26 protein-coding genes are annotated in these 24894 nt (G+C 61.4%); 13 read left to right on the top strand and 13 right to left on the bottom strand.

Annotation, left to right across the window (positions count from 1 at the left end; all coding sequences use genetic code 11):
• The first annotated feature begins 159 nt into the window (after window positions 1-159).
• From ACM1ZW_RS11065 to ACM1ZW_RS11010, 12 genes are all read left to right on the top strand, one after another.
• Entirely contained in the window at window positions 160-708 is a 549-nt protein-coding gene (locus ACM1ZW_RS11065) for an outer membrane lipoprotein carrier protein LolA (protein ID WP_416740809.1), read from the top strand.
• Window positions 692-3031 (top strand): MMPL family transporter, encoded by a 2340-nt coding sequence (locus tag ACM1ZW_RS11060; protein WP_017336158.1) that lies wholly within the window; start codon window positions 692-694, stop codon window positions 3029-3031. Before ACM1ZW_RS11065 ends, ACM1ZW_RS11060 begins: the two co-directional genes overlap by 17 nt.
• Window positions 3028-4188, top strand: a complete 1161-nt coding sequence (locus tag ACM1ZW_RS11055; protein ID WP_017336157.1) for a hypothetical protein — start codon at window positions 3028-3030, stop codon at window positions 4186-4188. The genes ACM1ZW_RS11060 and ACM1ZW_RS11055 overlap by 4 nt, the downstream gene beginning before the upstream one ends.
• The gene (locus ACM1ZW_RS11050; protein ID WP_414879958.1) at window positions 4175-5422 is read left to right on the top strand and encodes an NAD(P)/FAD-dependent oxidoreductase; all 1248 of its coding nucleotides are present in this window, start codon (window positions 4175-4177) and stop codon (window positions 5420-5422) included. The genes ACM1ZW_RS11055 and ACM1ZW_RS11050 overlap by 14 nt, the downstream gene beginning before the upstream one ends.
• A complete protein-coding gene (locus ACM1ZW_RS11045) occupies window positions 5419-6144 on the top strand; it encodes a class I SAM-dependent methyltransferase (RefSeq protein ID WP_416740535.1) in 726 nt (241 codons plus the stop codon). The genes ACM1ZW_RS11050 and ACM1ZW_RS11045 overlap by 4 nt, the downstream gene beginning before the upstream one ends.
• 26 nt (window positions 6145-6170) lie before the next feature.
• Entirely contained in the window at window positions 6171-6653 is a 483-nt protein-coding gene (locus ACM1ZW_RS11040) for a hypothetical protein (RefSeq protein WP_031318302.1), read from the top strand.
• Window positions 6650-7846 (top strand): beta-ketoacyl-[acyl-carrier-protein] synthase family protein, encoded by a 1197-nt coding sequence (locus ACM1ZW_RS11035; RefSeq protein WP_416740534.1) that lies wholly within the window; start codon window positions 6650-6652, stop codon window positions 7844-7846. Before ACM1ZW_RS11040 ends, ACM1ZW_RS11035 begins: the two co-directional genes overlap by 4 nt.
• The gene (locus ACM1ZW_RS11030) at window positions 7843-8304 is read left to right on the top strand and encodes a hotdog family protein (RefSeq protein ID WP_416740533.1); all 462 of its coding nucleotides are present in this window, start codon (window positions 7843-7845) and stop codon (window positions 8302-8304) included. Before ACM1ZW_RS11035 ends, ACM1ZW_RS11030 begins: the two co-directional genes overlap by 4 nt.
• A complete protein-coding gene (gene fabG, locus ACM1ZW_RS11025; RefSeq protein WP_017336151.1) occupies window positions 8301-9029 on the top strand; it encodes a 3-oxoacyl-ACP reductase FabG in 729 nt (242 codons plus the stop codon). Before ACM1ZW_RS11030 ends, fabG begins: the two co-directional genes overlap by 4 nt.
• On the top strand, window positions 9029-10255 hold the full coding sequence (locus tag ACM1ZW_RS11020) for a beta-ketoacyl-ACP synthase (protein WP_017336150.1): 1227 nt from the start codon (window positions 9029-9031) through the stop codon (window positions 10253-10255). Before fabG ends, ACM1ZW_RS11020 begins: the two co-directional genes overlap by 1 nt.
• A 233-nt stretch (window positions 10256-10488) precedes the next feature.
• Window positions 10489-11637 carry a DUF2515 family protein gene (locus ACM1ZW_RS11015; RefSeq protein WP_416740532.1) on the top strand — a complete coding sequence of 383 codons (1149 nt, stop codon included), beginning with the start codon at window positions 10489-10491 and terminating at the stop codon, window positions 11635-11637.
• Window positions 11634-12347: a hypothetical protein gene (locus tag ACM1ZW_RS11010; RefSeq protein WP_416740531.1), complete on the top strand. Its 714-nt coding sequence runs from the start codon at window positions 11634-11636 to the stop codon at window positions 12345-12347. Before ACM1ZW_RS11015 ends, ACM1ZW_RS11010 begins: the two co-directional genes overlap by 4 nt.
• 57 nt (window positions 12348-12404) lie before the next feature.
• On the opposite strand, the gene ACM1ZW_RS11005 is transcribed toward ACM1ZW_RS11010, so the two are convergent.
• Both ACM1ZW_RS11005 and ACM1ZW_RS11000 read right to left on the bottom strand, forming a co-directional pair.
• Complete coding sequence (locus tag ACM1ZW_RS11005; RefSeq protein WP_150632699.1) at window positions 12405-12671, bottom strand: DUF6124 family protein; 267 nt, start codon at window positions 12669-12671, stop codon at window positions 12405-12407.
• A gap of 395 nt (window positions 12672-13066) precedes the next feature.
• Window positions 13067-13969, bottom strand: a complete 903-nt coding sequence (locus tag ACM1ZW_RS11000) for a LysR substrate-binding domain-containing protein (protein ID WP_414879951.1) — start codon at window positions 13967-13969, stop codon at window positions 13067-13069.
• 166 nt (window positions 13970-14135) lie between these two features.
• On the opposite strand from ACM1ZW_RS11000, the gene ACM1ZW_RS10995 reads away from it, so the two are divergent.
• Window positions 14136-15365 (top strand): MFS transporter, encoded by a 1230-nt coding sequence (locus tag ACM1ZW_RS10995; protein ID WP_414879995.1) that lies wholly within the window; start codon window positions 14136-14138, stop codon window positions 15363-15365.
• Between the two features lie 79 nt (window positions 15366-15444).
• Here the strand turns inward: ACM1ZW_RS10995 and gspM are convergent, their stop codons facing one another.
• From gspM to ACM1ZW_RS10940, 11 genes are read right to left on the bottom strand one after another with little or no spacing between them, the layout of a single operon-like run.
• Entirely contained in the window at window positions 15445-15876 is a 432-nt protein-coding gene (gspM, locus tag ACM1ZW_RS10990; RefSeq protein WP_416740530.1) for a type II secretion system protein GspM, read from the bottom strand.
• Window positions 15873-16979, bottom strand: coding sequence for a type II secretion system protein GspL (gspL, locus tag ACM1ZW_RS10985; protein WP_416740529.1), 1107 nt, complete (start codon window positions 16977-16979; stop codon window positions 15873-15875). Before gspL ends, gspM begins: the two co-directional genes overlap by 4 nt.
• Window positions 16976-17827 (bottom strand): type II secretion system protein GspK, encoded by an 852-nt coding sequence (locus tag ACM1ZW_RS10980; protein ID WP_416740528.1) that lies wholly within the window; start codon window positions 17825-17827, stop codon window positions 16976-16978. The genes gspL and ACM1ZW_RS10980 overlap by 4 nt, the downstream gene beginning before the upstream one ends.
• Window positions 17824-18366, bottom strand: coding sequence for a type II secretion system protein GspJ (locus ACM1ZW_RS10975; RefSeq protein WP_017336141.1), 543 nt, complete (start codon window positions 18364-18366; stop codon window positions 17824-17826). The genes ACM1ZW_RS10980 and ACM1ZW_RS10975 overlap by 4 nt, the downstream gene beginning before the upstream one ends.
• Window positions 18359-18742 (bottom strand): type II secretion system minor pseudopilin GspI, encoded by a 384-nt coding sequence (gene gspI, locus ACM1ZW_RS10970; RefSeq protein WP_031318301.1) that lies wholly within the window; start codon window positions 18740-18742, stop codon window positions 18359-18361. The genes ACM1ZW_RS10975 and gspI overlap by 8 nt, the downstream gene beginning before the upstream one ends.
• Window positions 18735-19202, bottom strand: coding sequence for a type II secretion system minor pseudopilin GspH (gene gspH / locus ACM1ZW_RS10965; protein ID WP_017336139.1), 468 nt, complete (start codon window positions 19200-19202; stop codon window positions 18735-18737). Before gspH ends, gspI begins: the two co-directional genes overlap by 8 nt.
• 3 nt (window positions 19203-19205) lie before the next feature.
• A complete protein-coding gene (gene gspG / locus ACM1ZW_RS10960) occupies window positions 19206-19661 on the bottom strand; it encodes a type II secretion system major pseudopilin GspG (RefSeq protein ID WP_017336138.1) in 456 nt (151 codons plus the stop codon).
• 3 nt (window positions 19662-19664) lie between these two features.
• On the bottom strand, window positions 19665-20873 hold the full coding sequence (gspF, locus tag ACM1ZW_RS10955; protein ID WP_416740527.1) for a type II secretion system inner membrane protein GspF: 1209 nt from the start codon (window positions 20871-20873) through the stop codon (window positions 19665-19667).
• Window positions 20874-20876: 3 nt separating this feature from the next.
• Window positions 20877-22349, bottom strand: a complete 1473-nt coding sequence (gene gspE, locus ACM1ZW_RS10950; protein WP_416740526.1) for a type II secretion system ATPase GspE — start codon at window positions 22347-22349, stop codon at window positions 20877-20879.
• Window positions 22346-24274 carry a type II secretion system secretin GspD gene (gene gspD / locus ACM1ZW_RS10945; RefSeq protein ID WP_416740525.1) on the bottom strand — a complete coding sequence of 643 codons (1929 nt, stop codon included), beginning with the start codon at window positions 24272-24274 and terminating at the stop codon, window positions 22346-22348. Before gspD ends, gspE begins: the two co-directional genes overlap by 4 nt.
• Before the next feature lie 8 nt (window positions 24275-24282).
• Window positions 24283-24756 (bottom strand): hypothetical protein, encoded by a 474-nt coding sequence (locus ACM1ZW_RS10940; RefSeq protein WP_017336133.1) that lies wholly within the window; start codon window positions 24754-24756, stop codon window positions 24283-24285.
• Between the last annotated feature and the right edge of the window lie 138 nt (window positions 24757-24894).

The raw sequence follows: 24894 nt of genomic DNA, 5'->3' as shown, positions 1-24894 counted from the left end.
GCCAACCCCGTTTCCTGCTCGCGCTTGAGTGCGCAGCACTCACAAACAGGGCCATGGCTGGCAGGTTTTTGGGGCCGCTTCGCAGCCCAGCGCGAGCAAGCTCGCTCGCCACAGGTGTTTCGATACCTCGCTGCTTTGGCGCTGCTCGGGTTGTCATCGATGGTTCACGCCTTCGATCTGCAACAGCTTAGCGATCAATTGGCCAGACCCGATGTGATCCACGGCGACTTCATCCAGGAAAAACACCTGCGCGCCCTGCCCCAGCCGTTAACCAGCAAGGGCACCTTCGTCCTGGCGAAAAACCACGGCCTCCTCTGGCTACTGAAAACCCCGCTGCAACAGGATTACCGCATCACCGACAAAGGCATCGCGCGACGTGACGCCAGCGGTTGGCAGATGCTGCCGGGCAAGAGTGCCGGTGCCGAGCAGAACCGCTTGTTCCTCGCCGTGCTGCAAGGCGACAGCAGCGGTTTGCAACGGGACTTCGAACTGTCCCTGAGCGGCGAGGCGCAGAACTGGAAACTGACCCTGATTCCGCGCTCGCTGTTGCTCAAGCAAGTGTTCAATCAGATCAACATCACCGGTGGTGAACTGGTGCACAGCATCGAACTGTTGGAAACCCAGGGCGACAGCACCCTGTTACGCATGCAGGACAGCACCAGCGCCCAACCGTTGAGCGATGCGGAGCAACATGACTTTGCCGAGTGAACGCACGCTTCCACGCCTGTTTCTGATCCTGCTGCTGGCAGTGCTCGCGCTTGCCGGATGGCAATGGCGTGACGGCGCACCGCTGTCGGCCAACCTGATGGAACTGGTGCCGGGCACGGCACCGGACGCGCTGGAGCTGCGCGCCGAGCAACGCATGCAAGAACCGCTGAACCGCGAAATGCTGGTGCTGGTCGGTCACAAGGATCGTCAGCAAGCCGTCGCCATGGCGCAGAAACTGGGCGAGCAATGGCAGGCCAGTGGTTTGTTCGAAAGAGTCCAATGGACCCTGCAAGCCGACTTGCCGGCGCTGCGCACGCAATTGCTGCAAGGCCGGCTGGCGATGCTTTCAGCAACGGATCGACAGCAACTGATCGAGCACCCCGACGCCTTTATCCAGCAACGGGTGCAGGCGCTGTTCGACCCGTTCACCGGTTTCAGCCTGGTGCCGAGCCAGGATGACTGGCTGGGCCTGGCCGGACGCATCCAGAACAGCCAGCCGCAGCACGGTTCGGTGCAACTGGACATCGGCAGCGGCGCACTGGTCGCCGATGCCGACGGCAAGAGCTGGGTGATGCTCCGTGCGCGCACCACCGGCAATGCCTTCGACATGAACCTGCCGCTGCAAGTGGCCGAACTGCTCAAGCACAGCCGCGAAGAAGCAGCTCATAGCGACGTGCAACTGCTGGCCGCCAGCGGTTTGCTCTACGCCGCCGCCGGTCAACAACAGGCGACTCGGGAAATGACCTGGGTAGGCGGCGGCGCCACCGTCGGTATTTTGTTGCTGTTACTGCTGGCCTTCCGCCGCTGGCGCGTGTTGCTGGCGTTCGTTCCGGTTCTGGTCGGCATGCTGTTCGGCGCGGTGGCGTGTGTGGCGCTGTTCGGCCATATGCATGTGATGACGCTGGTGCTCGGCTCCAGCCTGATCGGCGTCGCGGTCGATTACCCGCTGCACTATCTGTCCAAGAGCTGGAGCCTGAAACCCTGGCACAGCTGGCCCGCATTGCGCCTGACGCTGCCTGGCCTGACGCTGAGCCTGATCACCAGTTGCATCGGTTACCTCGCGCTGGCCTGGACGCCGTTCCCGGCGCTGACCCAGATCGCCGTGTTCTCCGCCGCCGGACTGATCGGCGCCTACCTGTCAGCGGTGTGCCTGCTACCGGCACTGCTCAAGGGTGCGGATTTGCGCCCGGCACAGTGGCCGCTGCGCGTCGCCGAATATTTGCTGGCACTGCGCGAAAGGCTGTTGAACTTCGCCCGTACGCCAGTGCTGCTGGCGCTGCTGATCGCCTTCTGCGTCGGCGGTCTGTTGCAGCTCGACAGCAAAAACGACATTCGCCAATGGGTCGGCGCGCCGCAGCAATTGACGGACGAAGCCCAGACCATTGCGCGCATCACCGGTTACCAACCCACCAGCCAGTTCTTCCTGGTACGGGCCACCAATCAGCAAGAACTGCTCGAACGCCAAACCGCGTTGAGCGAGCGCCTGGATCAGTTGGTCAACCTGGACAAACTCCAGGGCTACCTGTCGCTCAACCAACTGGTGAGTCAGCCCCGCGAGCAAGATCTGGTACGCGAAGCGCTGAACAGGTTGCCGCAATTCTGGCAACCGCTGCTCGACGTCGGCGTGCCGCTTGAAGCACTGAAAGCAGAGCTGGCGAAGTTGCAGGCATTGCCGGTTGAAGACATCGACAGCGCGCTGACCGGTCCGTTGGCCGAACCCTATCGCACACTGTGGCTGGGCCCGACCGAGGACGGCGTGGCGGCGATGGTCAGCCTGCAAGGCCTGAACAACCCCGCGCTGCTGCGGGTTCAGGCGCTGGATTTGCCGGGTGTGGAGCTGGTGGATCGCCTGGGTGAATTGAACCAGGTTTTCGCCGAGACGCAGATCAGCGCCGCCGAACTGAAACTCGCCTCCTGCGTACTGATCGTGCTGGTGTTGATCCTGCCGTTCGGCCTCGGCGGCGCGTTGCGCATCGTCTCACTGCCGCTTCTGGCAGCGCTGTGCAGCCTCGCCAGTCTTGGCTGGCTCGGCCAGCCACTGACGTTGTTCAGCCTGTTCGGCCTGCTGCTGGTGACGGCGATCAGCGTCGACTACGCGATCCTCATGCGCGAACAGGTCGGCGGCGCCGCCGTCAGCCTGCTGGGCACCTTGCTGGCGGCGTTGACCACCTGGCTGTCGTTCGGTTTGCTGGCGGTGTCCAGCACGCCGGCGGTGAGTAACTTCGGACTGTCGGTGAGCCTGGGCCTGGCGTTCAGCTTCCTGCTCGCGCCGTGGGCCGGGCGACACGTGCAGGCGACCAGCGTCGCGGAGTCGGCAGCATGATGGTCGTGCTGTTCTGGGCAATGGCCCTGGCGCTGTTCGCCGTGGCCACCCGTGTCGGGCGTCACTTCGGCTTGATCCCGATCGTCAGTCAATTGTTGCTGGCCACCGTCGGCCTGCCGTTGCTGATGTACTTCTGGATCGAACCCGACTGGCAGTTGAGCGGCGCGACGCTCGTCGCACCGATCTGGCTGAAAAACCTCTACAGCCTGAGTTTCGCACTGTTGCTGGGTTACATCCTCAGCGACGTAATCGACCTGCGCCTTGATCGCCAGAGCCTGAAAATAGCTCTGCCGAGTTTCTGCGTGCCGTTTGCCTGCGGCCTGGCCACCGCGATCTGGTGGCTGCCGCCCCAGCCGTGGATCAGTTCGCTGGCGGTGGGCTTGCTGTTCGCCATCACCGCAATACCGGTGTTGTATCTGTACTTGCGGCATATCGGTTACCCGACCACCGCCACCCGGCGACTGGTGCAGACGGCGATTCTGATCGACCTCACTTGCTGGACGCTGTTTGCCATTGCCCAGGGCAGCCTGCACCTGAGCAGTCTGCTGCTGCCCTTGGCCTGCGCCTGTGTGCCCGCACTGATGTGGGTTGCCGGCCTGCGCCAGCCACGACTCTACAGCGGGTGTTTCTTTGCACTGCTGGTGGTGGCTGAACACTACAAACTCAACGCGCTGATTGTCGGCATCGGCTATCTGCTGTGCATGGCCGCGCTGAAGGTGCCGCTGGTGTTGCCGGTGCAAGCGATCTGGATGAATCGATTGCAAACCTGGGTCGCGATCCCGCTGATCCTCACGTTCGGCATCGTGCAGATCAATGTCCACAGCGCCATGGACAGCCTGAGCTGGGCGCAACTGGCCGCGCTGCTGCTGTTGCCGATTGCCAGCAAACTGCTGGGTAACTGGCTGGGGCTCGGCTGGGCCGGCGCTTCGTTTGCCGGCGCCAGCCGCTGGCGCGAAAGCGTACTGCTGAATATTCGCGGCTTGAGCGAGATCGTCTTTCTCAACCTGCTGCTGCAACAACAGCTCATCAGCCCGCCGCTGTACTTTGCGCTGATGTTGATGGGCCTGATCGCGACACTGCTGCCGGCATTGGTCGGCATGCATCGAATCCCCTTGAAAGCTGCCGTCCCGGCAAGGAGCCCCCATGCCAATCGTTGAAATGGAACGTCGTCAGGTAGTAATCATCGGCGCCGGCCCGTCGGGCGCCATCGCCGCCGCGCTGCTCAAGCGCAAAGGGCATGATGTCCTGGTGATCGAGCGCCAGCATTTCCCAAGGTTTTCCATCGGCGAAAGCCTGCTGTCGCACTGCCTGGATTTCGTCGAGGAGGCCGGCATGCTCGATGCCGTCAACGCCGCCGGTTTCCAGATGAAAAACGGTGCAGCATTTGCCTGGGGCGAGCGCTATAGCGCTTTCGATTTCGGCGACACGTTCAGTGACGGCAAGCCGACCACCTTCCAGGTCCAGCGCGCCGACTTCGACAAACTGCTGGCCGATCAGGCCGCGCTGCAGGGTGTCGAAATCCGCTACGGCGAAGCCATCGTCAGCGTCGATGTCGACCGGGCGAAACCGCAGCTCGGCGTGCGTCGTGAAGACGGCAGCGAGTACGCGATCGAAGCGGACTTCATGCTCGACGCCAGCGGTTACGGCCGTGTCCTGCCGCGCTTGCTCGACCTTGAGGCACCGTCGAATTTTCCAGTGCGCCAAGCCGTGTTCACGCACATCGAAGACCATATCGACAGCCCGGCATTCGAACGGGAAAAGATCCTCATCACCACCCATCCGACCCAGCGCGATATCTGGTTCTGGACCATTCCGTTCAGCAACGGCCGTTGCTCGGTGGGGGTTGTCGCGGCAGCCGAACACTATGAAGGCCGCATGGACAATCTGGACGAGTGCCTGCGGGGGTTTATCGCTGAAACCCCAAGCCTCTCCGGCGTGCTGGGCAACGCTGTGTGGGATACGCCGGCGCGCACCATCGGCGGCTATTCGGCCAACGTCAAAACCCTGCACGGTCCCGGTTTTGCACTGCTCGGTAACGCGGCGGAATTCCTCGATCCGGTGTTCTCCTCCGGCGTGACCATCGCCATGCGTTCGGCGAGCATGGCCGCCGGGGTTCTGCACCGTCAGTTGCAGGGGGAAAGCGTCGACTGGCAGGCCGAGTTCGCCGAACCGCTCAAGCGTGGCGTCGATACGTTCCGTTGCTATGTCGAAGGCTGGTACGCCGGAACGTTCCAGGACGTGATTTATCACGAGGGCGGCTCGGCGGATATTCGCCGCATGATCAGCTCGATCCTGGCCGGTTATGCGTGGGACGAGCGCAATCCGTTCGTCAGCGAAGCCAAGCGCCGGTTGCGCATGCTTTCGGAAATTTGCGCGAGTGACGCTACGTGAGCTACTTGAGCGAACACTACGTCGAAGAGACCCGGTTCGGTTTCTGGTTCCTGCGCAGCCACACCTGGCAGCACCATGTGTTGCGCGTCGCGATCAATGACCTGCGCGGCCTGTTCAGCGAACCGTTGCCAGGCAACCCGGTGTTGCTGGATGCCGGATGCGGTCAGGGCAAGTCGTTCCAGTACCTGCGCCAGACCTTTGCGCCACAGCGCCTGATTGGCGTGGACGCCGACCCGCACAGCCTCGACTTGAGCGGCGAAGAAGCCGCCCGTCAGGGCATGGACGTGGAGTTGGTCGGCAGCGACTGCGCCACGCTTGCCGTGCCGGATGCCAGCGTCGACCTGCTGTTCTGTCACCAGACCTTCCACCATCTGGTGGAGCAGGAAAAGGCACTGGCCGAGTTCTACCGCGTGCTCAAGCCCGGCGGTTATCTGCTGTTCGCCGAATCCACCGAGGCTTACATTGATACCTGGGTGATTCGCTGGCTGTTCCGCCATCCGATGCACGTGCAAAAGAGCGCCGCCGAGTACCTTGAGATGATTCGTCGCCAAGGGTTCGAATTCAGCGCGCAGAACGTGTCTTATCCATACTTGTGGTGGAGTCGCGCCAAGGATTTCGGCCTGCTCGAACGCTTTGGCCTGCGCCAGCCAAAACCTGTTGGCCAACGGGAAGAAACCCTGGTCAATGTGGTGGCGCGCAAACCGCTTGAAGGTGTTGTGTGATGTTCATTGCCAGTCGCTCAAAATACATGCTGAGATATTTGCTGCTCGGCGCGGTCGTGTTGCTGAGCGCCTGCACCAGCCACGCGCCCTTGCCCGAGCAAACCCCGAGCGTGCCGTTGCCACAGCAACTGCACATCCAGCGGCTGCTGGACGGCCAGCGTCAGGATTGGGTGTTGGTGATTGCGCGTGAAGGCCCGGGCATTCGCTGGTCGATGATGGATTTGCTGGGCATTCCACAGGCACGTCAGAAACTGATCGACGGCAAATGGCAGGCTGACGGCTTGCTGCCACCGAATCCGGAAGCCCGTGAGTTGTTCGCCGCGTTGCTGTTTGCGCTCACGCCCAAAGATGAATTACAGGGCAACTATCCCGGCGCCTGGCAGCATGGCGCACAACGTTCCCTGCCGTCGCACTGGGAAGTCCGTTACTCACAATCGATGAGCTTTGAATTGAACGTGCCCAAAGGTCCGACGTATCAAGTCACGCCCCTGACCGGTGAAACGCCATGACCGCTTACCTCAACGCCCTCGGGGTGATCTGCGCCCTGGGCCGCAGCAAGCAGGAAGTTGCACACAACCTGTTCGCCGGCGATTGCTCCGGCATGCGCAGCGAGGCCGGCTGGGTGCCGGAACGCTCGTTGCCGGTGGCCGCGGTGCGCGGCGAACTGGCGCCGATCCCTGTGGAACTGGCGAAACAAAGCAGCCGCAACAACCAATTGCTGCTGGAAGCGGCGCTGCAAATTCGCGACGACATCGATCAAGCGATCCAGACTTATGGCCGTGATCGCATCGGCGTGATCCTCGGCACCAGCACCTCCGGCATCGATGAAGCCAGTCATGGGTTGGCTCATTACATCCGCGAGGATCAGTTCCCTGTCGATTACGACTACCAGCAACAGGAACTCGGCGCACCGGCGAATTTTCTTGCCGACTGGCTGCAACTCAGCGGCCCGGCCTATGTGATTTCCACCGCGTGCACCTCCAGCGCCCGGGCGCTGATGAGTGCCCAGCGCCTGCTGGACCTGGGCCTGTGCGACGCGGTGCTGTGCGGCGGCGTCGACACGTTGTGCAAGCTGACCCTCAACGGCTTCTCGGCGCTGGAGGCAGTGTCCGAACAACGCTGCAACCCGTTCTCGGTGAATCGTCATGGCATCAACATCGGCGAAGCCGCCGTGCTGTTCCTGATGACGAAAGTGGCTGGCGACGAACCGTCGATTGCCCTGTTGGGCAGTGGGGCGAGTTCCGATGCGCACCACATTTCCGCACCGGAACCGACCGGCCGTGGCGCCCTGCAGGCGATGCGCAAAGCCTTGAGCCGGGCGAGCCTGCAACCTGAACAGATCGGTTACCTGAATCTGCACGGCACCGCCACTCAGCACAACGACGCTATGGAAAGCCTGGCGGTGTCGGCATTGTTCCCGGCCGGCGTACCCTGTTCGTCGACCAAACCGATGACCGGCCACACCCTCGGTGCGGCCGGCGCATTGGAAGCGGCGTTCTGCTGGTTGAGCCTGAGCGCTGACAATCAACACCATGCGTTGCCGCCACATGTCTGGGACGGCCAGCCCGACCCCGATCTGCCGGTCCTGAATTGGGTGACCCCGGCCGATCGCCTGGCGTCCATTGCACCTCGCTACCTGATGAGCAATTCCTTTGCCTTCGGGGGCAATAACGTCAGCCTGATTATCGGAGACGCCCCATGATTGACTGGCCGCTCGCCGAACTGCTGCCGCACGCTGGCGACATGATCCTCATCGATCAGATCCTGGCGTTCGATGACGAGCAGATCCACACCCGCCTTACCGTCAAGCCCGATGGCCTGTTCAACCGGCCCGACGGCAGCCTGCCGGCGTGGGTCGGCATCGAATTGATGGCGCAGAGCGTGGCCGCCTTCGCCGGTTGCCATGCGCGCCAGCGGGGCGACGGTGTGGAGTTGGGCTTCCTGCTCGGCACCCGTAAATTTGAATGCAACGTCGAATATTTTCCCGCCGGCACCGAGCTGACCATCCACGGGATGCGTTCGCTGGAAGACGACAACGGCATGGGCGTGTTCGAATGCCACATCAACGCCCCCGGCATTCACGCCACCGCTCGTCTGAACGTGTTTCGTCCGCCGCAAGCCGCCCAATACCTTAATGAAACCCCAGGAGTCCGGTCATGACTGAATCCGTACTGGTCACCGGCTCCAGCCGTGGCATCGGCCGCGCCATCGCCTTGCGTCTGGCCCGGGCCGGGCATGACATCGTGCTGCATTGCCGCAGTGGTCTTGCAGACGCCGAGGCCGTGAAGATCGAAGTCGAAGCCTTGGGCCGCAACGCGCGCATCCTGCAATTCGATGTGTCCGACCGCGCCAGTTGCAAAGCCATTCTCGAAGCCGACGTGGAAAGCCACGGCGCCTACTACGGCGTGGTGCTCAACGCCGGCCTGACACGCGACGGTGCTTTTCCAGCGCTGAGCGAGGATGATTGGGATGTGGTGATGCGCACCAACCTCGACGGTTTCTACAACGTGCTGCACCCGGTGATGATGCCGATGATCCGTCGTCGCGCCGCCGGACGCATCGTTTGTATCACGTCGGTTTCGGGGTTGATCGGCAATCGCGGGCAGGTCAACTACAGCGCCTCCAAGGCCGGTTTGATCGGCGCGGCAAAAGCGTTGGCGATCGAACTGGGCAAGCGCAAAATTACCGTCAACTGTGTCGCCCCGGGCTTGATCGACACCGCCATGCTCGACGAAAACGTGCCAGTGGAAGAACTGATGAAAATGATCCCCGCACAGCGCATGGGCACCCCGGAAGAGGTGGCCGGCGCGGTGAATTTCCTGATGTCGGCGGAAGCGTCGTACATCACCCGGCAGGTGCTGGCCGTCAACGGAGGCCTGTGCTGATGAAACGCGTCGTCGTCACCGGCATGGCCGGCATCACCTCATTGGGCAGCGATTGGGCGACCATCGCTGCCAACTTCGCGGCCAACCGCAGCGGCATTCGCCGGATGGACGAATGGGATCGCTTTACCGAACTCAACACACGCCTGGCCGGGCCCATCGATGACTTCAAGGTACCGAGCCACTGGACCCGCAAACAACTGCGCAGCATGGGCCGGGTTTCGCGCCTGGCCGTCGGCGCGGCGGAGCAGGCGTTGGCCGATGCGGGTTTGCTGGGTGACGAGTCGATCAAGGACGGCCGCATGGGCGTCGCCTGCGGCTCCTCCACGGGCAGCACCGACGAGATCAAGGCGTTCGGCAACATGCTGCTCAACTCCGTGGCCGAAGGTCTGAACGCCAACTCCTATGTGCGCATGATGCCGCACACCACGGCGGCGAACATCAGCATCTTCTTCGGCCTCACCGGCCGGCTGATCCCGACCTCCAGCGCCTGCACCAGCGGCAGCCAGGGCATCGGTTATGCCTACGAATCGATCAAGTTCGGGCGTTTGCCCTTGATGCTTGCCGGCGGCGCCGAGGAGCTGTGCCCCACCGAAGCCATGGTCTTCGATGCGCTTTACGCCACCAGCCTGAAAAACGATGCGCCACAGACGTCCCCGCGCCCCTACGACAGCGGTCGCGATGGCCTGGTGATCGGGGAAGGCGGCGGCATGCTGGTGCTTGAAGAACTGGAGCACGCACTGGCGCGCGGCGCGCATATTCATGCCGAACTCGTCGGTTTCGGCAGCAACGCCGACGGCCAGCACACCACGCGTCCAGAGCAGTCCACCATGCGCCGGGCCATGGAACTGGCGTTGGAAGACGCCGGTTTGCAGCCGTCGGACATCGGCTACGTCAACGGTCACGGCACCGCGACTGAACAGGGCGACATCGCCGAAACGCTGGCCACCAGTTCGCTGTTCGGTGAGCACATGCCGATCAGTTCGCAGAAGAGCTTCCTCGGCCACACACTCGGCGCCTGCGGTGCTTTGGAGTCCTGGTTCAGCATCGAGATGATGAACAGCAACCTGTACGCGCACACGTTCAACCTTGATGAAGTCGATCCCAATTGCGGCAAGCTCGATTACCTGCGCGGCGAGTTTCGGCAGATGAGTAATCAGTATGTGATGAACAATAATTTTGCGTTTGGCGGGGTTAATACGTCGTTGATTTTTCGGCGGTGGGCCTAAGCAAAATCAAACGATCGCCGCCTGCAGCAATCGTTTGATTCACCACAGCAAGAAACATGGGATTTCCTACGATGAACGAGGCACTTGAGGATATTTCCTACCCGCTTCATCGTAATTTCCTCGCACTTTGCGCATCTCGTCTGCCAGTGACGTCTGATTTTGGGTCCGCGTGATCTGGGCGGGATTTATGGCTGTTAGGGTTCAGGCATTTCCTGACAAGCGACCCTCCAGCCATGACCCAATGCTTCAAAGAACACCCCAGCGATAATCAGCACCTGAACCACAACAGCACGCCCGTTGCTGACTGTGAATGCAAAGAAGAACTGCTTTACGGCGTCAAGACCATGGCGACCAAGGTCCCCATCCTCACGTGCGCATGCCTTTGGCGCATCTACCAACGCCAAGCCGAAGACATCGTTGCCCCTGGCGGCGTGCTGATTGCTGATCCGGTGGAACGCAACCGAGTGATCAACGCAGCCTATGCCCGGCTGTGGTTGCATGATTCGCGGTTTCAGTGGGCCGGGCTTGCTGCATTTGCTTCCAAGCAGGTTGGCTGCGGACTGCTGCATGCGGCGGACACCATTGGACATATTGGCGCGGAACATCAATCCCGACAGCGCGTGCGAGATAGCCGTAGTGAATTCGGGTTGTTTACAGCTGACAGGATGGCCGAACAGGCCGAAGCGCTGCGTGACTACAAAGAAGCCGATGCGCGTAACCCGGTTCCGTCCGTAGATCTCCGTTTCAAGGGAAATGACTTGTCGTTGGTGCAGCAACAGTTCCGGCATGTGTACGACATGATGGCACTGGGGAACACCACGCTGTTTCTGGATATTTTCCCGCTGCATGAGTTCTATGCGAAGCGAGGCTTGAAGGAGTTGAAGAAATGTCTGGAAGCGCGAGCGGGGATTTACGGACATCCGAAGTGGTCAGTGCTTTGGCCTGCGGGGCAGAAAAAGCTCCGCTTTGGACAATTTCATCAGGAAATCATTCGTGCTTTCGAGTTGATTGATGAAGGGGATATTGCCCAAAGCGTGGAGTTTCTGGCGTGGCATGAGCAGCGCAATATCCTCCAGCCAGCCATTTACGAGGACCAGCAATTGGTGGCCTTGCTGCGTACCAATCATGCTGCCTACGTGACCGGTTTTCCCTCTGGCGTGGCTCAGGCTATCGAGTTGACCCTCACGAGCCAATGCCAAAGCGTTAAGGACGAACGCACCATCGGCTTTAGTTCCAACCCGCTGGCGGACTTGTCGAACATCAAGCAGCGCATGCCTTTCGTACTCCGGGCGGCGGCGAGGTTCGATGAGATGCTAAACGACAGCAACCGAGGGGCATTAGAGCAGTCGATTCGAGAAATCGCCTCCGGTGGCGAGGCATGAACTTGCGCAGCTGGCGCCGAGGAGCAGGCTGGTTGCTTCTGGCTGTTTTGGCGCTGGCCGCCATACACCAACTGAGACAGCCTTTGTGGGATGAACCGGAAGTCGCCGTGGAGATAGGCGGAACGTATGAAGAGATGCGTAATCGCTCTTCAGCCTCTTTTAGCCCGTTAATCCGTGGGCACCTGTGGCTCGGAGTTCCTATGGTGGATGCACGAATGCGATTCATCGACCCGCAGTTCGGGTTCGTCACGCCTCTGGCTCGCTTTTTCACGGTTGGGTTCGACGACAATGTCATTGACGACATCCGCATGTCCCCTCAAATAGAACCGTTGCTGCTCGACGATGCCCTTAAGGTCGTTCTCGACTTACAGAACCAATGGCGCGAAAAAGGCTGGGTGGCGAGGGGCCTGCGGAGCAACCCCACCATCGCCGATACACCCGAATGGCGAGCTTGGCTTCGGGACAGTGAGCGATCAGGGAGATCCTTTTGGCAGGCAGGAGACAAGTATCAAGCAATGCTGCTTCTAGGACAGTTTAGTGATTCCAGAAATCCGACCGAAGAACGCTATCTCATTACTCTTTCGGTGGCCAAGCCGTGGGTACCCTTCGATGAAATTGAAGCAGACTGGGAGCAGGTGTACTCGCTGTGCCTTGGCAGTCCCAAGCCATCGCCGATTCCCGAGTGTGAAGCACTCAGTGAGCAACCTTGAGTTTTCGGCGATGGCCTCCTCACAATCACCTTTCGGAACGATCAATCGAGTGCTGAGCTAGGGCGGATCAAGGTTATCCAGCACCCGGTTCACCGCCAGTTCCCCGAGCATGATCGACTGTTGAATGCCCAGCAGTGTGTTGCTTTGCGATCCTTCCAGATACCTCGCGAAATCACTCGCCATGACGTTGGCAGATGCCAGGGATTCACAGGCGTATTCGAGTAGGGTCTGGTTGTCGATGTCGGGGGCGATGAGGAAGATTTTGCTTGGTTGGCGTGGGGCATCCGGATCGACGTCCGGAGGAGTTGCTGTTGTATTCGTCATGTTTCGGCTACCTACAAAGTGGAGCCACCAAATCGCTACTAAACAAAAGGGTGGCAGCCGTACGCAGGTTAGTAGACCGGGAAACACAAACCGGCGCGCCCAAGAGCGCCCTACGCACAGCTACCATCAAGTGCAGGCACGAAATGGCCTGACTGCTCGGCATGCTAATGCGCATCGTGTAAACACGGGCTACTAAACCCGATCACTGGGAATCAGTGACACGAATCAAGTTACCGATGCTCCCCAAAGCGCACAAGCCGGCGGATTCTGGCGTAGTTGTAGGCGCTGCCGCAAGCTGCTGTAGCCTCCCGGAACACGTCTTAGGAAACGTCCCACAACCACCGCTGACACGAAGCAAAAACTGTAGGAGCCGGCTCCTACAGGTTTGTGTTCGGTCACGATTGGAGGGGTTCTACCTTCCGCGTCAACAACTCCACAAACGCCTTGGCCATCGGCGACTTCTGATCCTTGCGCTGCACCAGCCACACGGCTGAAACTGCTTCCGGGTCGAGCAACGGCCGATAGACCACGCCATCAATCCGCATCCGCTGATAAGACGCCGGCAACACCGACACCCCCAACCCCGCCGCCACCAGACCGATGATCGTCATGGCCTCACCCGCCTCTTGGGCAAAGTGCGGGCTGAAACCGGCGTCCCGCGCCAGGCTGAGCAACTGCGCATACAGACCACTGCCATAACTGCGCGGGAAAAATACGAACGGTTCGAGCGCCAACGCCGACAGGAACAATCCCGCTTCACTGTCCTGCACCAGCGGATGCTTGGAACTGAGCACCGCCACCAGCGGTTCGCGCATCAGCTCCACCACGCTGAGCGAATCCGGCAAACCTAACGGGCGCATGATCCCGACTTCGATCGACTCGTCCACCAGCGCATCGGCCACCTGGGTGCTGCTCATTTCCCGCAGGTTCAGGTGCACCGCCGGAAAACGCTGGCGAAACGAAAAAATCGCCTGAGGGATGGTCGAGTTGAACGGTGCCGACGAGGTGAAACCGATTTTGAGTTCGCCCAACTCACCGAGCTGCGCCCGTCGCGCCACATCCGCGGCTTTGTCGACCTGCGCCAGCACCAACCGCGCCTCTTCCAGAAACAATCGCCCGGCTTCACTGAGCTCGACCCGACGATTGGTACGCTCGAACAATCGTGCGCCGACCTCCTGCTCCAGCGCCTGAATCTGCTGACTCAACGGCGGTTGCGAGATGCCCAGCACCTGGGCGGCGCGGCCGAAGTGCAGTTCTTCGGCGACGGCAATGAAGTAGCGCAGGTGACGCAATTCCATGAAAACCCCATTAGGTCGTAAAACCTCTTAAACAGGTCGAACAATATATTGGATTGAATCATTAGGCAGCTATATGCTTTTTTCATTGCCTGACCGGCTGCCTGCCCCGAGGTCTGACGTGAAAACTGCTGTCGCCCCACTCGCCCATGAAGTTCCGCCCGCCGCGCTGGATGATGCCGTGGCTGAGCTCAAGGAAATCTACATCGAAAAAGGCACGCCGATGTTCATGCGCACGGTGCTGGCCCTGTTCTCCGGTGGCTTCGCGACTTTCGCGCTGCTGTACTGCGTGCAGCCGATGATGCCGCTGCTGTCCCACGAATATTCCATTAACGCGGCGCAGAGCAGTCTGATTCTTTCAGTGGCCACCGGCATGCTCGCCATCGGCTTGCTGATCACCGGCCCGATCTCCGACCGTGTCGGGCGCAAACCGGTGATGGTGACGGCGCTGTTTGCCGCGGCGCTGTGCACCATCGCCAGTTCGATGATGCCGAGCTGGCACGGCGTGCTGGTAATGCGCGCGCTGATCGGGTTGTCGTTGAGCGGCCTGGCGGCGGTCGCCATGACGTACCTGAGCGAGGAGATCCATCCGCAACACATCGGCCTGGCGATGGGCCTGTACATCGGCGGCAATGCCATCGGCGGGATGAGCGGACGCTTGATCACCGGGGTGTTGATCGACTTCGTCAGCTGGCACACGGCGATGCTGGTGATCGGCGGCCTGGCGCTGATCGCGGCGGCGGTGTTCTGGAAAATCCTTCCCGAATCACGCAACTTCCGCGCCCGCTCACTGCACCCGCGCAGCCTGCTCGACGGCTTCACCATGCACTTTCGCGACGCCGGCCTGCCGTTGTTGTTTCTCGAAGCCTTTGTGTTGATGGGCGCGTTTGTCACGCTGTTCAACTACATCGGTTATCGCCTGCTGGCCGAGCCGTACCACATGGACCAGGCCTTCGTCGGGCTGCTCTCGGTGGTGTACCTGTCGGGCATCTACAGCTCGGCGAAAATCGGTGCATTGGCCGACAAGCTAGGCCGACGCCAGGTGCTCTGGGCCACCATCGTGCTGATGCTCGCCGGCCTGGCCCTGACGATGTTCACGCCACTGCCCATGGTGATCATCGGCATGCTGATTTTCACTTTCGGCTTCTTCGGCGCCCACTCGGTGGCGAGCAGCTGGATCGGTCGCCGCGCTACCAAAGCCAAGGGGCAGGCTTCGTCGCTGTATCTGTTCAGCTACTACGCCGGGTCGAGCATCGCCGGCACAGCGGGCGGGGTGTTCTGGCACCTGGGCGGATGGAACGGGATCGGGTTGTTTATCGGGGCGTTGCTGGTGGTGGCGTTGTTGATCGCGTTGAAACTGGCAAAATTACCGCCGTTGCCGGGGGCTGCACAGGTTTAGACCCTGGCCCTTGTGGGAGCGAGCCTGCTCGTGAAAACCCCCAGGCACCTGCGCAGTGGGCAATCCCAACCCACCGCAACTACCTGAGCACCACCCGCGCCTCAAGCACCGCATCACGCCTTTCCAGCACCAGCGATTGCACCACAGCCCCATCCCGCTCAGCACGATCCAGCCATTGCAGCAGCGTCTTCGCATCACCGCTGAGGGTCAAACGCAGCAAGTCGTTATCGGCATCCATCTGATGCAGTTCGAGGCCCGCCGCTGTGGCACTTTCGCTGATACGCAGCGACAAGGGCTGGTCAGCAACGACCGCAACGGTGCTTCGGGGTTGCGCCCGTTGCAACTGCGCCGCCAAGGCCCGTTGCTGTTGATGACCGCGTTCGACGGCTTCCAGACGCTGACGGGTCGGCTGCCAGATCAGGCTGAACATCGCGACAACCAGCAAAAATACGCCCACGGCCAACAGCAGTCGCTGCTCACGATTGGACAGGCGTTGCCAGACGGTTTTCATGAGTTGTCCTCCACAACCAATGTCGCCTGTACCCGATTGCGCTCTCTGCTCGCACTGTCGAGCCTGACCGGCACACCTTGCTGCCGTCCGCGCTCACGCAGTTGCTCAAGCTCGGCAAAACTGTTGGCAGTCAGCCGGACTTTCCAGCCGTCGCCTGCACGAAATTCGATACGCTGAACTTCAACATGACTCGCGCCGATGACCTGCTCGATCAGCCCCACCAAACCGGCGATACGTGTCTTCTCCGGTTCGGCGGTCTGGTTCTGCAGCACCTTGAGTTGCGTCGCCAGGTCTACGATGCGGCTCTGGTCAGGGTAAAGGGCCTTGAACCGCTGCTCGTTCTGGCTGTAGAGCCGCCGGGTTTCACCCTCGATAAAATGGATTCGCGTGGCGCTGGCACCCCAGGTCAGCAGCAATAGCATCAGTAACGCCAATCCACCGACATGCCAGGGCAGACGTTTGCCGCGTGGGGCGAATGCTCCTTGCAGCAGGTTGATGGCCTGGGGGTGGCGAAGGGTCAGGCACTGGTCGACATCGACCGCATCGTGACGCTCGTCGACCCACCGGATATCCGGGGGCAATGCCGGTCTCAGCGAGGTCAACCCGTCATCCGACACCGCCACGCGAGCCGGCATTGCGCCGCCAAGCAACCATCGACCGAACCAGCGCACGACGACCGCCTGGGCCCCGGGCAACACATCGGCATCGACAAAGACAGAACGGACGCCAACCCCCGCCTCCGCCAGCAGCGCGAGCACAGCGGCAAATCGCTCTCGACCGATCACCATCACCGGATAGCGCCCTTCCCGGTCGCGAGCGCCAATGCCCAGGTGCAATTTCTCCAGCGCGTCACTCAGTTGATCTTCTACGGCAAACGCGATGGCTTGCGCAGCGGGCTGACGCCTGGAAGGCCACGGATCGCTGCGCACCCAACTGCACATTTCCATGGGCAACAACAGATCGACCGTCTGCCCGTTCAGTGACTGCGCGGCTTGATTCAATGGCATGAACTGGCGTTGGCCGGTCGAAGGCCACAGGCAGCACGGCCAGTCGGTCGACGGCTCGGACAGGCCCTCGGCGGTCAGGTAAAGCCAGGTGTTCATCGCGGCATCTCATGGGTACTCGAAGGAAGAAGACGTCGTTGCAGGATCTTGAATTGGTGCGTGTCGGGGTCTCGCTCGACATCAGTGGCCAGGCGCAAACGGTTTTGGCCCTGAATGACCTGCACTGTGATCCGGAACCAGCGGCTGCCGGTGCCCAGCCCATGGCTGCTCACGCCTGCGCCGGAGAGCAGCGGGTCTTGAGTAAAGGCCTGAACGCTCGCCCATGCAGTGGCCGATTGCTGACGGACCAGCGCGTCGGCTGTCGTCGCTTCCACGCCATCGAGCATCCTCAATACCAGCGCAGGCGCGGTGTTGATGTTCAGCGCGGCCTCTGTGGGGAGCACCGCGACCCAGGGCTCCAGTTGACGCAACAGCTGGCCGTCGACACCTGGAAGCAGGCGCAGCTGGCTCAGTTCTTGTAATGCGCCGACCTGACTCAATTGCAGCGGCGCAAGATCGAGTAGCTCGAGCAAGCGTCCCCAACGATCAAGGGTGACCTGATCTATCTGACCCTGGGTCAACAATGAATTGAGATTGAATCGCCCGGCGAGGTCTTCGATATCGACGCGCAACTGCACGCCCTCGATGTCGAAGTCGGGCGCCGTCCGCGCCCAGTCCTGAGTCAGGTCAACGTTTTTTTGCGAAGCACGCGCGGCGTCCTGTAGCTGTAAAAGCGCCCAGGTTTCACCGGCACCCGCCAGTTGCCGCAAGTGAACGTAATGCATCGCTTGCCCGCTGCCTTGCAACGACAGTCGATGACTGCGCAGCATGCCGCTGGTGATCAACAACGCCAGACTCATGACCAGCAACACACTGATCAGCGCGATGCCCCGTTGACGCCCGTTCATGGCAAGACGCCCGGCAACAGCAACACCCGACGGATCGCCTCGAAACGGCCTGCCGACACTTGCAGTTCCACTGCCATCGGTGCCTTCGCGTCTCGCCCCGACGGCCCCTCGCTGCGCCATCCGGTTTGACGATCAAACAAACGCCAGCTTACGTCCCGCACATCGTCGAGCAGTCGTTGCCGTTGCATGAGGGGCGTGCCCTCGCCTTGGCTTTCACGCCACAGCACACCGTTTTCGAGTCGGTACGTCAGTGTCTGGCGCTCGCTGCGGGGCTGGTCCAGAGGATTGCGCCAGTGGCTGCGCTGCAACTGCAGCCCCATTGGCTGGAGCACGACTGGCTGTTCGGTAACCTGCAACACGTCCCGCTCAATCACCGCCACCGCCCGTTGCAGGCGTCGAAACTCACGCTCGTGGGCTGTCGTGCCCTGCTGTGCACGCACGACGCCATCGAACAAGCCCCAACTGGCCAGGCCGAGCAAAGCGAATATCGCCATGGCGATCACCAGCTCCAGCAAGGTGAAACCGGATTGCCTATTCATGACGATCAGGTATCCAGCCGCTGGCGCGGTGCAGTGTTTGTTCGCGACCGGAAAGGCTGACGTCAACGTCGACCTTGAGCAGACGCGGGTCAGTCGATGCGCTGATGTGCTGGCGCAGCAGCCAGTCGCGGCGATCCATATGCACCACGCGCTGCTGTTGACCGAGGGGCAGCCCCGGTTGCAGGCGCAGTTCGTTCAAATGGTTATCGGCCAACCAGGTGGCGAAGAGGCGTTCCTCGACCGCCCCGGTCTGTTTCAACACGTACTGGCTCGCCGACAGCACGGCCGCCGCCAGTGTGGCGAAGACCGCCAGGGCCACCATGATTTCCAGCAGTGTGAATCCACACGTGCGTGCCCGAGACAGGCCCTTAACCATCAATCACTGCCTCACCCAGTCCATCGCTCGAAAGGCTCAGGAGCGTGCTGTCCCGGGTCGCGAACGTCAGCGTAAAGGCGCTGGTTTCATCGCTGCTGAGCATCAATAATTGCGGCAGTCCTTCATCGGCACCCAGCATCAGGGAATGCCCATCCTGTTCAAGGTGTAGCCGCAAGGTGTCGGGCCACTTGTAAAACGCAGCCACCGGCTCCCAGCCTCGAGCATCGAGGCGCATCGCGCGGTAACCGCTGTCACTGATCCGCAGGCCGTATTCCTCGCCATCCAGCACCGCCCGCTCACGCAGCTGTTGAATCAGGCCTGCCATCCCGTGCGCCTCGTGCCGCGCCTGACGCACCGGATTCGGGCCGCCGACCAGACTCACCATGCACAGCAGCACGCCGATCACAACGATCACGATCATCAACTCGAGCAAGGTAAACCCGCGGCAACGTTGGCGCATGAATCAGTCGCCCCAATTGCCGATATCGGTCGCATGCCCTTCGCCGCCCACCACGCCATCGGAGCCCAGGGAATACAAGTCGTAGCTGCCGTCGATCGACTGCACACCAGGATTAAGAAACTGATAGGGCGTGCCCCACGGGTCGACCGGCAGGTTTTTCAGGTAACCCTGAGGGTTCCAGTTCCTCGCCGCCGGCAGGCCCGAAGGACGTTTGCTCAAGGCTTCCAGCCCTTGCTGCGTCGAGGGGTAGTGGAAGTTGTCGAGGCGGTACATTTCCAGGGCGGTGGCAATGGCCTGGATATCAATTTTTGCTGCGGTGACCTTGGCCTGGTCGGGCCGGCTCATGAACTGCGGCACCACGATGGCCCCCAGCACGCCGATGATCACGACCACCACCATGATTTCGATCAGGGTAAAACCGCGTTGCCCGCGGCGCGAGTTGCTGCGTAGAGGTTGCATGGATCAATTCACCAATTGGTTGAGGCTGAGTATCGGTAGAAGAATGGCCATGACGATCAGCAGCACGACGCCGCCCATCAGCACCAGCATGGCCGGTTCAAAGAGGCTCACAACCAGCGCGATGCGCGCCGCCAGGCTGTTTTCCTGCTGTTCGGCGGCCCTTACCAGCATGTGATCGAGTTCGCCCGCGCGCTCGCCGCTGGCGATCATGTGCAGCATCATCGGCGGGATATCGCCGCTGAGTTCCAGGCCCCGGGTCAGGGTTCCGCCTTCACGTACGGAGCGGGCGACATCGACCATGCGCGCACGAATGGTCAGATTGCCGATGACAGCGGCAGCGATTTCCAGCGCGTCCACCAGTGGCACGGCGCTTTTGCCGAGGATCGCCAGGGTGCTGGCAAACCGCGCGGCTTCCATCGCCCGCAGCACCTCACCGGCTACCGGCAGCTTCAAGGCCAGGCGATGCCAGCGCAGGCGCCAGGGCGGCTGGCGCAAACTCCAGCGCCAGAGGCCGATCAACGTCGCCAGCACGCCCATCAATGCCAGGAAATGGTTACGCAGACCGTCGCTCAAACCGATCAGCGCCTGCGTCAGCCAAGGCAACGGCTGGCCACTGTCGACGAAGATTTTCACCACGTCCGGCACCACATAACCGAGCAGGAAACCCAGGATCGCCACGCTCGCCAGCATCAGGATCATCGGGTAGACCAAGGCCATCTGGATTTTCTGCCGCGATGCCTGGCGCGCCTGGGTGTAAGCCGCCAGCTGTTCGAGCACATGACCCAAGTGCCCGGAACGCTCGCCGGCCGCGACGGTGGCGCGAAACAACTCGGGGAACGCCTTGGGGAACAGCCCCAGCGCGGTTGAAAGGGCATGCCCTTCCATCACCCGGCTGCGGACCGCCGACAACAGGCCGGCAACCTTGCGCCTGGCGCTCTGTCTGGTCACTGCTTCCAGTGCTTCTTCCAGGGGCAGACCCGCCTGAACGAGCGTGGACAACTGCAGCGTCAACAGCGCCAGTTCTGCCGCCCCCAGCCGCCCACTGCGCGGTTGCGCACCGGTAGCGCCGCCCGTGTTGACCTCATTCAATTCACGCGGCCACAAACCGCGCTCGCGCATCAGCTGTCGTGCATGACGCGGGCTGTCGGCTTCCAGTCGGCCCTTGCAGCGTCGGCCCTGGGCATCGTCAGCGCGGTATTCGAACGTCGGCACTCGCTAGTCCTCCTGAGTCACACGCAGTAACTCGTCAAGGCTGGTCACGCCGTCGAGCACCCGTTGCCGACCGTCCTGAAACAAACTGCAGGAGACCTTGCGCGTCTCATCGATCAACGCCTGCTCACTGGCGCCCTGATGAATCAGCGTCGACACGGCCGGCGTGACGCTGATCAGTTCGTAGATCCCGATACGCCCGCGATAACCGTGCTGGCACTGCTCACACCCCACGGCGCTGAAGAGTTGCGGTGGCGCCGCCACATCGAGCCCGAGACGCTGACACATGGCCGCATCGGCGCGAAACGACGCCTTGCAATGCGGGCACAACGTACGCAGTAAACGTTGAGCCAGGATGCCCACCAGCGACGACGCGAGCAGGTAGGCATCAATCCCCATGTCCACCAGCCGTGTCACTGCGCCCACCGCGCTGTTGGTGTGCAGCGTCGAGAGCACCAGGTGCCCGGTCAGCGAGGCCTGGACGGCGATTTCCGCCGTTTCGCGATCACGGATTTCGCCGACCATCACCACATCCGGATCCTGACGCAGAATCGCCCGCAAGCCTCGGGCAAAGATCATGTCCACTTTCGGATTGACCGGCATCTGCCCAACACCCGGCAGGTGATATTCGATGGGGTCTTCGACCGTCAGGATGTTGCGCGTCTGGTCATTCAGGCTGCTCAGCGCGGCATACAGACTGGTGGTCTTGCCGGAGCCGGTGGGCCCGGTCACCAGCAGAATGCCGTGGGGTTTTCCGAGCAACTGGCGCAACGCCGCGAGGGTATCGGGCGGCATGCCGAGTCGCTGCAACTCCAGGCGCCCGGCCTGTTTGTCGAGCAACCGCAGCACCACCCGCTCACCGTGCGCCGACGGCAATGTCGAGACCCGCACATCGACTTCGTGCCCGGCCAGTCGCAGGGCCATTCGACCGTCCTGCGGGATACGTTTTTCAGCGATGTCCAGACGCGCCATGACCTTGATCCGCGACACCAGCAACGTCGCCAATTCACGCCGCGGCCTGAGCATTTCGCGCAACTGCCCGTCGACCCGCATGCGCACCGACAGAGTGTGCTCGAAGGTTTCCAGGTGCACGTCCGAGGCCTGCTCGCGCACGGCTTCGCTGAGCAGGGCGTTGATCAGACGGATGATCGGCGCGTCGCCCTGCTGTTCCAGCAAGTCGGCGGTCTGCGGGACCTGATCGACAAGGCTGAGCAGATCCAGTTCGTCATCCAGGCCCTGGGCCACCTGCTCCGCCGCGCTTTGACCATCACGGTAAGCAGCGGCCAGACGTGCTGCGAAGACCTCTGCATCCAGCACCTGGATCGGCAGATTCCACCCGCACATCCGGCGTGCTTCCGACAGGGCTGTCAGCGGCGTATCGGCTCGCAGCACCAGGCTCGAATCGGGCCCCTCGCTCGCCAGCAAAACACCGAAACGCCGAGCGAAACCGAAGGGCAACTGTTCGATTTTTTCGCTCATGGCGAAACCGGGGTCTGCTTGCGCAAATCAAACACCGGCGCATCAGGGGCCGGGTCGAACAACTGACGCGATTCTGCCGGTAGCAACAACGAGTTGTTCCCGTGCGCCCCCGGCTGGCTCAGCTTGCGCAGCGCGTCGTATCGCTGTTGGCTTACATCCGCCAGATCTTCCTTGCTGCGCACGATGGTGGGCCGCAAAAAGACCATCAGGTTGCTTTTGGTTTGCGTATCCCGGGTCCAGCGAAACAGCGCGCCCAGGTAAGGAATATTGCGCAGCAGCGGCACGCCGCTTTGCTGGGTACGAACGCTGTCGCGGATCAAACCGCCGATCACGATGATCTCGCCATCGTCGGCGAGAATGGTGCTCTTGAGTGCACGCTTGTTGGTGATCAGGTCGGAAGAATCGATTCCTGACACCGACGGCGCAATGTCCGACACCTCCTGCTCCACTTCCAGGCGCAAGGTCGAACCTTCGTTGATGTACGGCTTGATCTTCAGGCTGATGCCGACGTCCTTGCGCTCGACGGTGGTAAACGGGTTGCCCGCACCGTTGCTGTTGGTGGCGTAGGACCCGGTCTTGAACGGTACGTTCTGGCCGACGATGATTTCCGCTTCCTGATTGTCCAGGGTCAACAGGCTCGGCGTGGAAAGCAGATTGCTATGGGTATTGCTGGCCAACGCCGAAATCAACGCGCCAAAACGGTCATTGCCCAGTTTCAGGAGCGCGCCTTCCGGCGCCGATTTTTTCTCGTCGAAAGTCAGCCCGCCAATGATCGGAATATCGGTGCCGGGGAAGTTGATAAAGCCTTTCGCGTCGCCGCTGCTGATGCCCCACTGGACGCCTACGGCTTCGGCGATGTCTCCCGAGATTTCGACGATAGCGGCATGGATCAACACTTGGGCCCGGGGCTGGTCCAACTGGCGCACGATGTTTTCGATGGTGCGGATTTGCGCGGGCTCGGCGATCAGCACCAGCGCATTCTGGCTTTCGTCGGCCTTGATCATGAACGTCGTGCCGGACGAGCCATCCTTCACGGCGCCCAGGTTCGATGCCTGTTTTCGGCCCTGCCCCATCATTTCCAGAACGTCGGCCAATTGCTTGGCATCGCTGTGGCGCAAACGGATGACCCGGGCATTGTCGAGGGATGCAGTGGCGGGCGTATCGAGACTGCGTGCGAGGTCGATCAGGCGCTGACGCACCGACGGTGGACCAATGAGGATCAGTCGATTGGTCCTGGTGTCGGCAAGCACCTGGATCGGCGTATCGGCGGCGCGCTTGCCCAGTGAAGACTCAATGATCGTCATCACGTCGGCGGCCTGGGCGTGATGCATCTGCACCACGGCATGCAGGTTGTTCTGCCCCGCATCCAGCTGACCCACAACCTTGGCAATACGACCCACATTGGCAGCCGTATCGGTGACGACCAGCGCATTCGCCGACACCGACGGGCCGACGTAACCATTGACCGACACCAGCGGCCGGACCAGTCCGGCAATATCGGAGGCGCTGCTGGTATTCAATTCAATGACCCGGGTGACGAACTGCGATGCCGTGACGTTTGTCGCGGTGCTCTGGCCTGCACGGGTTTTCGCTTCGGTGACCGGCGTGATCAGAATGCGGTCACCTTCGTCGATCACCGTAAAGTTATGGGCATCGAGTACCGAATAAAACAACCGGCGAACGCCCTCGCGATCGAGAGCCTGGCGGGACATGACGGTGATGCGCCCGGAGACTCTGGGGTCGAGCACCACTGTGGTCCCGAGAATGTTCGAGATTTCTTCGACGATGTCGCGCAACTCGGCATTGTTCATCGCCAGTTGCCATTTTTCTTCCTCGGCTTGCAACGTGTCATGAAAGAAGGTCGTCGCCAAAGCGACCAGAAAAAGAAGGATGCGCAAGGGATACGCGCCGATGAAGCTGTTCATGGGTGTGATCACTCTGACTGCCCGGAAAGAGGGCGTAGAAAACGCGTAGAACTGACCGGTGTCGGTGGTTGGGATGGCGAGTCGAGTTGGCGCAGGAAACTCGCGGAAGAGCTCTGCAACGTCAGCACCTCTTCTCGACCCTTGTTCCACAACACCGCTTGATTCACCTCGACGCGACGCAGGACGCTGCCGCCCGGCAACTGATCCCCCACCTGGTAAATCCGTGAGCCTTGAGCGTCCGCCAGCAACGCTCTGGACAAGCCTGTGTCGAGGACAAAACTGGCCTGCAAGGTCAGCGCTTCGGCACTGGGCAGCAACGAGGTTTCAGTCGCCAGACCGAGCACCGTTGCGACCGCTGTGGTATCGAGGGGCGCACGGGGCGTTGGCGCCGGCAAGGTCGCAGCGAACGACAACGGCGGGGCGAGAGTTTTGCGAAAACCCCACTCCTGCCACGCCAGAAACGTTGCGTAACCTGCGGACATAACCAGCAGGCAGAGTGTGCTCAAGCGCCTGCTCACTCGAGTCGCTCACTTCGAACGCGGGCCACATAAAAGCCGAAAATCAGGGTCCAGGCGATGAGTGCCACCGATAACCAGTGCAGCCGTACGCGTTGGGTGGAA

The organism is Pseudomonas sp. NFX71 (genome assembly GCF_048079215.1).
GTDB lineage: Bacteria > Pseudomonadota > Gammaproteobacteria > Pseudomonadales > Pseudomonadaceae > Aquipseudomonas > Aquipseudomonas fluorescens_B.
This window is presented reverse-complemented; position numbering and strand designations above follow the sequence as displayed.

Bases quoted from the DNA above. Each gene is read 5' to 3' on its own strand.
- ACM1ZW_RS11065 (WP_416740809.1), top strand. From the start codon at position 160: ATGGTTCACGCCTTCGATCTGCAACAGCTTAGCGATCAATTGGCCAGA.
- ACM1ZW_RS11060 (WP_017336158.1), top strand. From the start codon at position 692: ATGACTTTGCCGAGTGAACGCACGCTTCCACGCCTGTTTCTGATCCTG.
- ACM1ZW_RS11055 (WP_017336157.1), top strand. From the start codon at position 3,028: ATGATGGTCGTGCTGTTCTGGGCAATGGCCCTGGCGCTGTTCGCCGTG.
- ACM1ZW_RS11050 (WP_414879958.1), top strand. From the start codon at position 4,175: ATGCCAATCGTTGAAATGGAACGTCGTCAGGTAGTAATCATCGGCGCC.
- ACM1ZW_RS11040 (WP_031318302.1), top strand. From the start codon at position 6,171: ATGCTGAGATATTTGCTGCTCGGCGCGGTCGTGTTGCTGAGCGCCTGC.
- ACM1ZW_RS11035 (WP_416740534.1), top strand. From the start codon at position 6,650: ATGACCGCTTACCTCAACGCCCTCGGGGTGATCTGCGCCCTGGGCCGC.
- ACM1ZW_RS11030 (WP_416740533.1), top strand. From the start codon at position 7,843: ATGATTGACTGGCCGCTCGCCGAACTGCTGCCGCACGCTGGCGACATG.
- fabG (WP_017336151.1), top strand. From the start codon at position 8,301: ATGACTGAATCCGTACTGGTCACCGGCTCCAGCCGTGGCATCGGCCGC.
- ACM1ZW_RS11020 (WP_017336150.1), top strand. From the start codon at position 9,029: ATGAAACGCGTCGTCGTCACCGGCATGGCCGGCATCACCTCATTGGGC.
- ACM1ZW_RS11015 (WP_416740532.1), top strand. From the start codon at position 10,489: ATGACCCAATGCTTCAAAGAACACCCCAGCGATAATCAGCACCTGAAC.
- ACM1ZW_RS11010 (WP_416740531.1), top strand. From the start codon at position 11,634: ATGAACTTGCGCAGCTGGCGCCGAGGAGCAGGCTGGTTGCTTCTGGCT.
- ACM1ZW_RS11005 (WP_150632699.1), bottom strand. From the start codon at position 12,671: ATGACGAATACAACAGCAACTCCTCCGGACGTCGATCCGGATGCCCCA.
- ACM1ZW_RS11000 (WP_414879951.1), bottom strand. From the start codon at position 13,969: ATGGAATTGCGTCACCTGCGCTACTTCATTGCCGTCGCCGAAGAACTG.
- gspM (WP_416740530.1), bottom strand. From the start codon at position 15,876: ATGAAAACCGTCTGGCAACGCCTGTCCAATCGTGAGCAGCGACTGCTG.
- gspL (WP_416740529.1), bottom strand. From the start codon at position 16,979: ATGAACACCTGGCTTTACCTGACCGCCGAGGGCCTGTCCGAGCCGTCG.
- ACM1ZW_RS10980 (WP_416740528.1), bottom strand. From the start codon at position 17,827: ATGAACGGGCGTCAACGGGGCATCGCGCTGATCAGTGTGTTGCTGGTC.
- ACM1ZW_RS10975 (WP_017336141.1), bottom strand. From the start codon at position 18,366: ATGAATAGGCAATCCGGTTTCACCTTGCTGGAGCTGGTGATCGCCATG.
- gspI (WP_031318301.1), bottom strand. From the start codon at position 18,742: ATGGTTAAGGGCCTGTCTCGGGCACGCACGTGTGGATTCACACTGCTG.
- gspH (WP_017336139.1), bottom strand. From the start codon at position 19,202: ATGCGCCAACGTTGCCGCGGGTTTACCTTGCTCGAGTTGATGATCGTG.
- gspG (WP_017336138.1), bottom strand. From the start codon at position 19,661: ATGCAACCTCTACGCAGCAACTCGCGCCGCGGGCAACGCGGTTTTACC.
- gspE (WP_416740526.1), bottom strand. From the start codon at position 22,349: ATGAGCGAAAAAATCGAACAGTTGCCCTTCGGTTTCGCTCGGCGTTTC.
- gspD (WP_416740525.1), bottom strand. From the start codon at position 24,274: ATGAACAGCTTCATCGGCGCGTATCCCTTGCGCATCCTTCTTTTTCTG.
- ACM1ZW_RS10940 (WP_017336133.1), bottom strand. From the start codon at position 24,756: ATGTCCGCAGGTTACGCAACGTTTCTGGCGTGGCAGGAGTGGGGTTTT.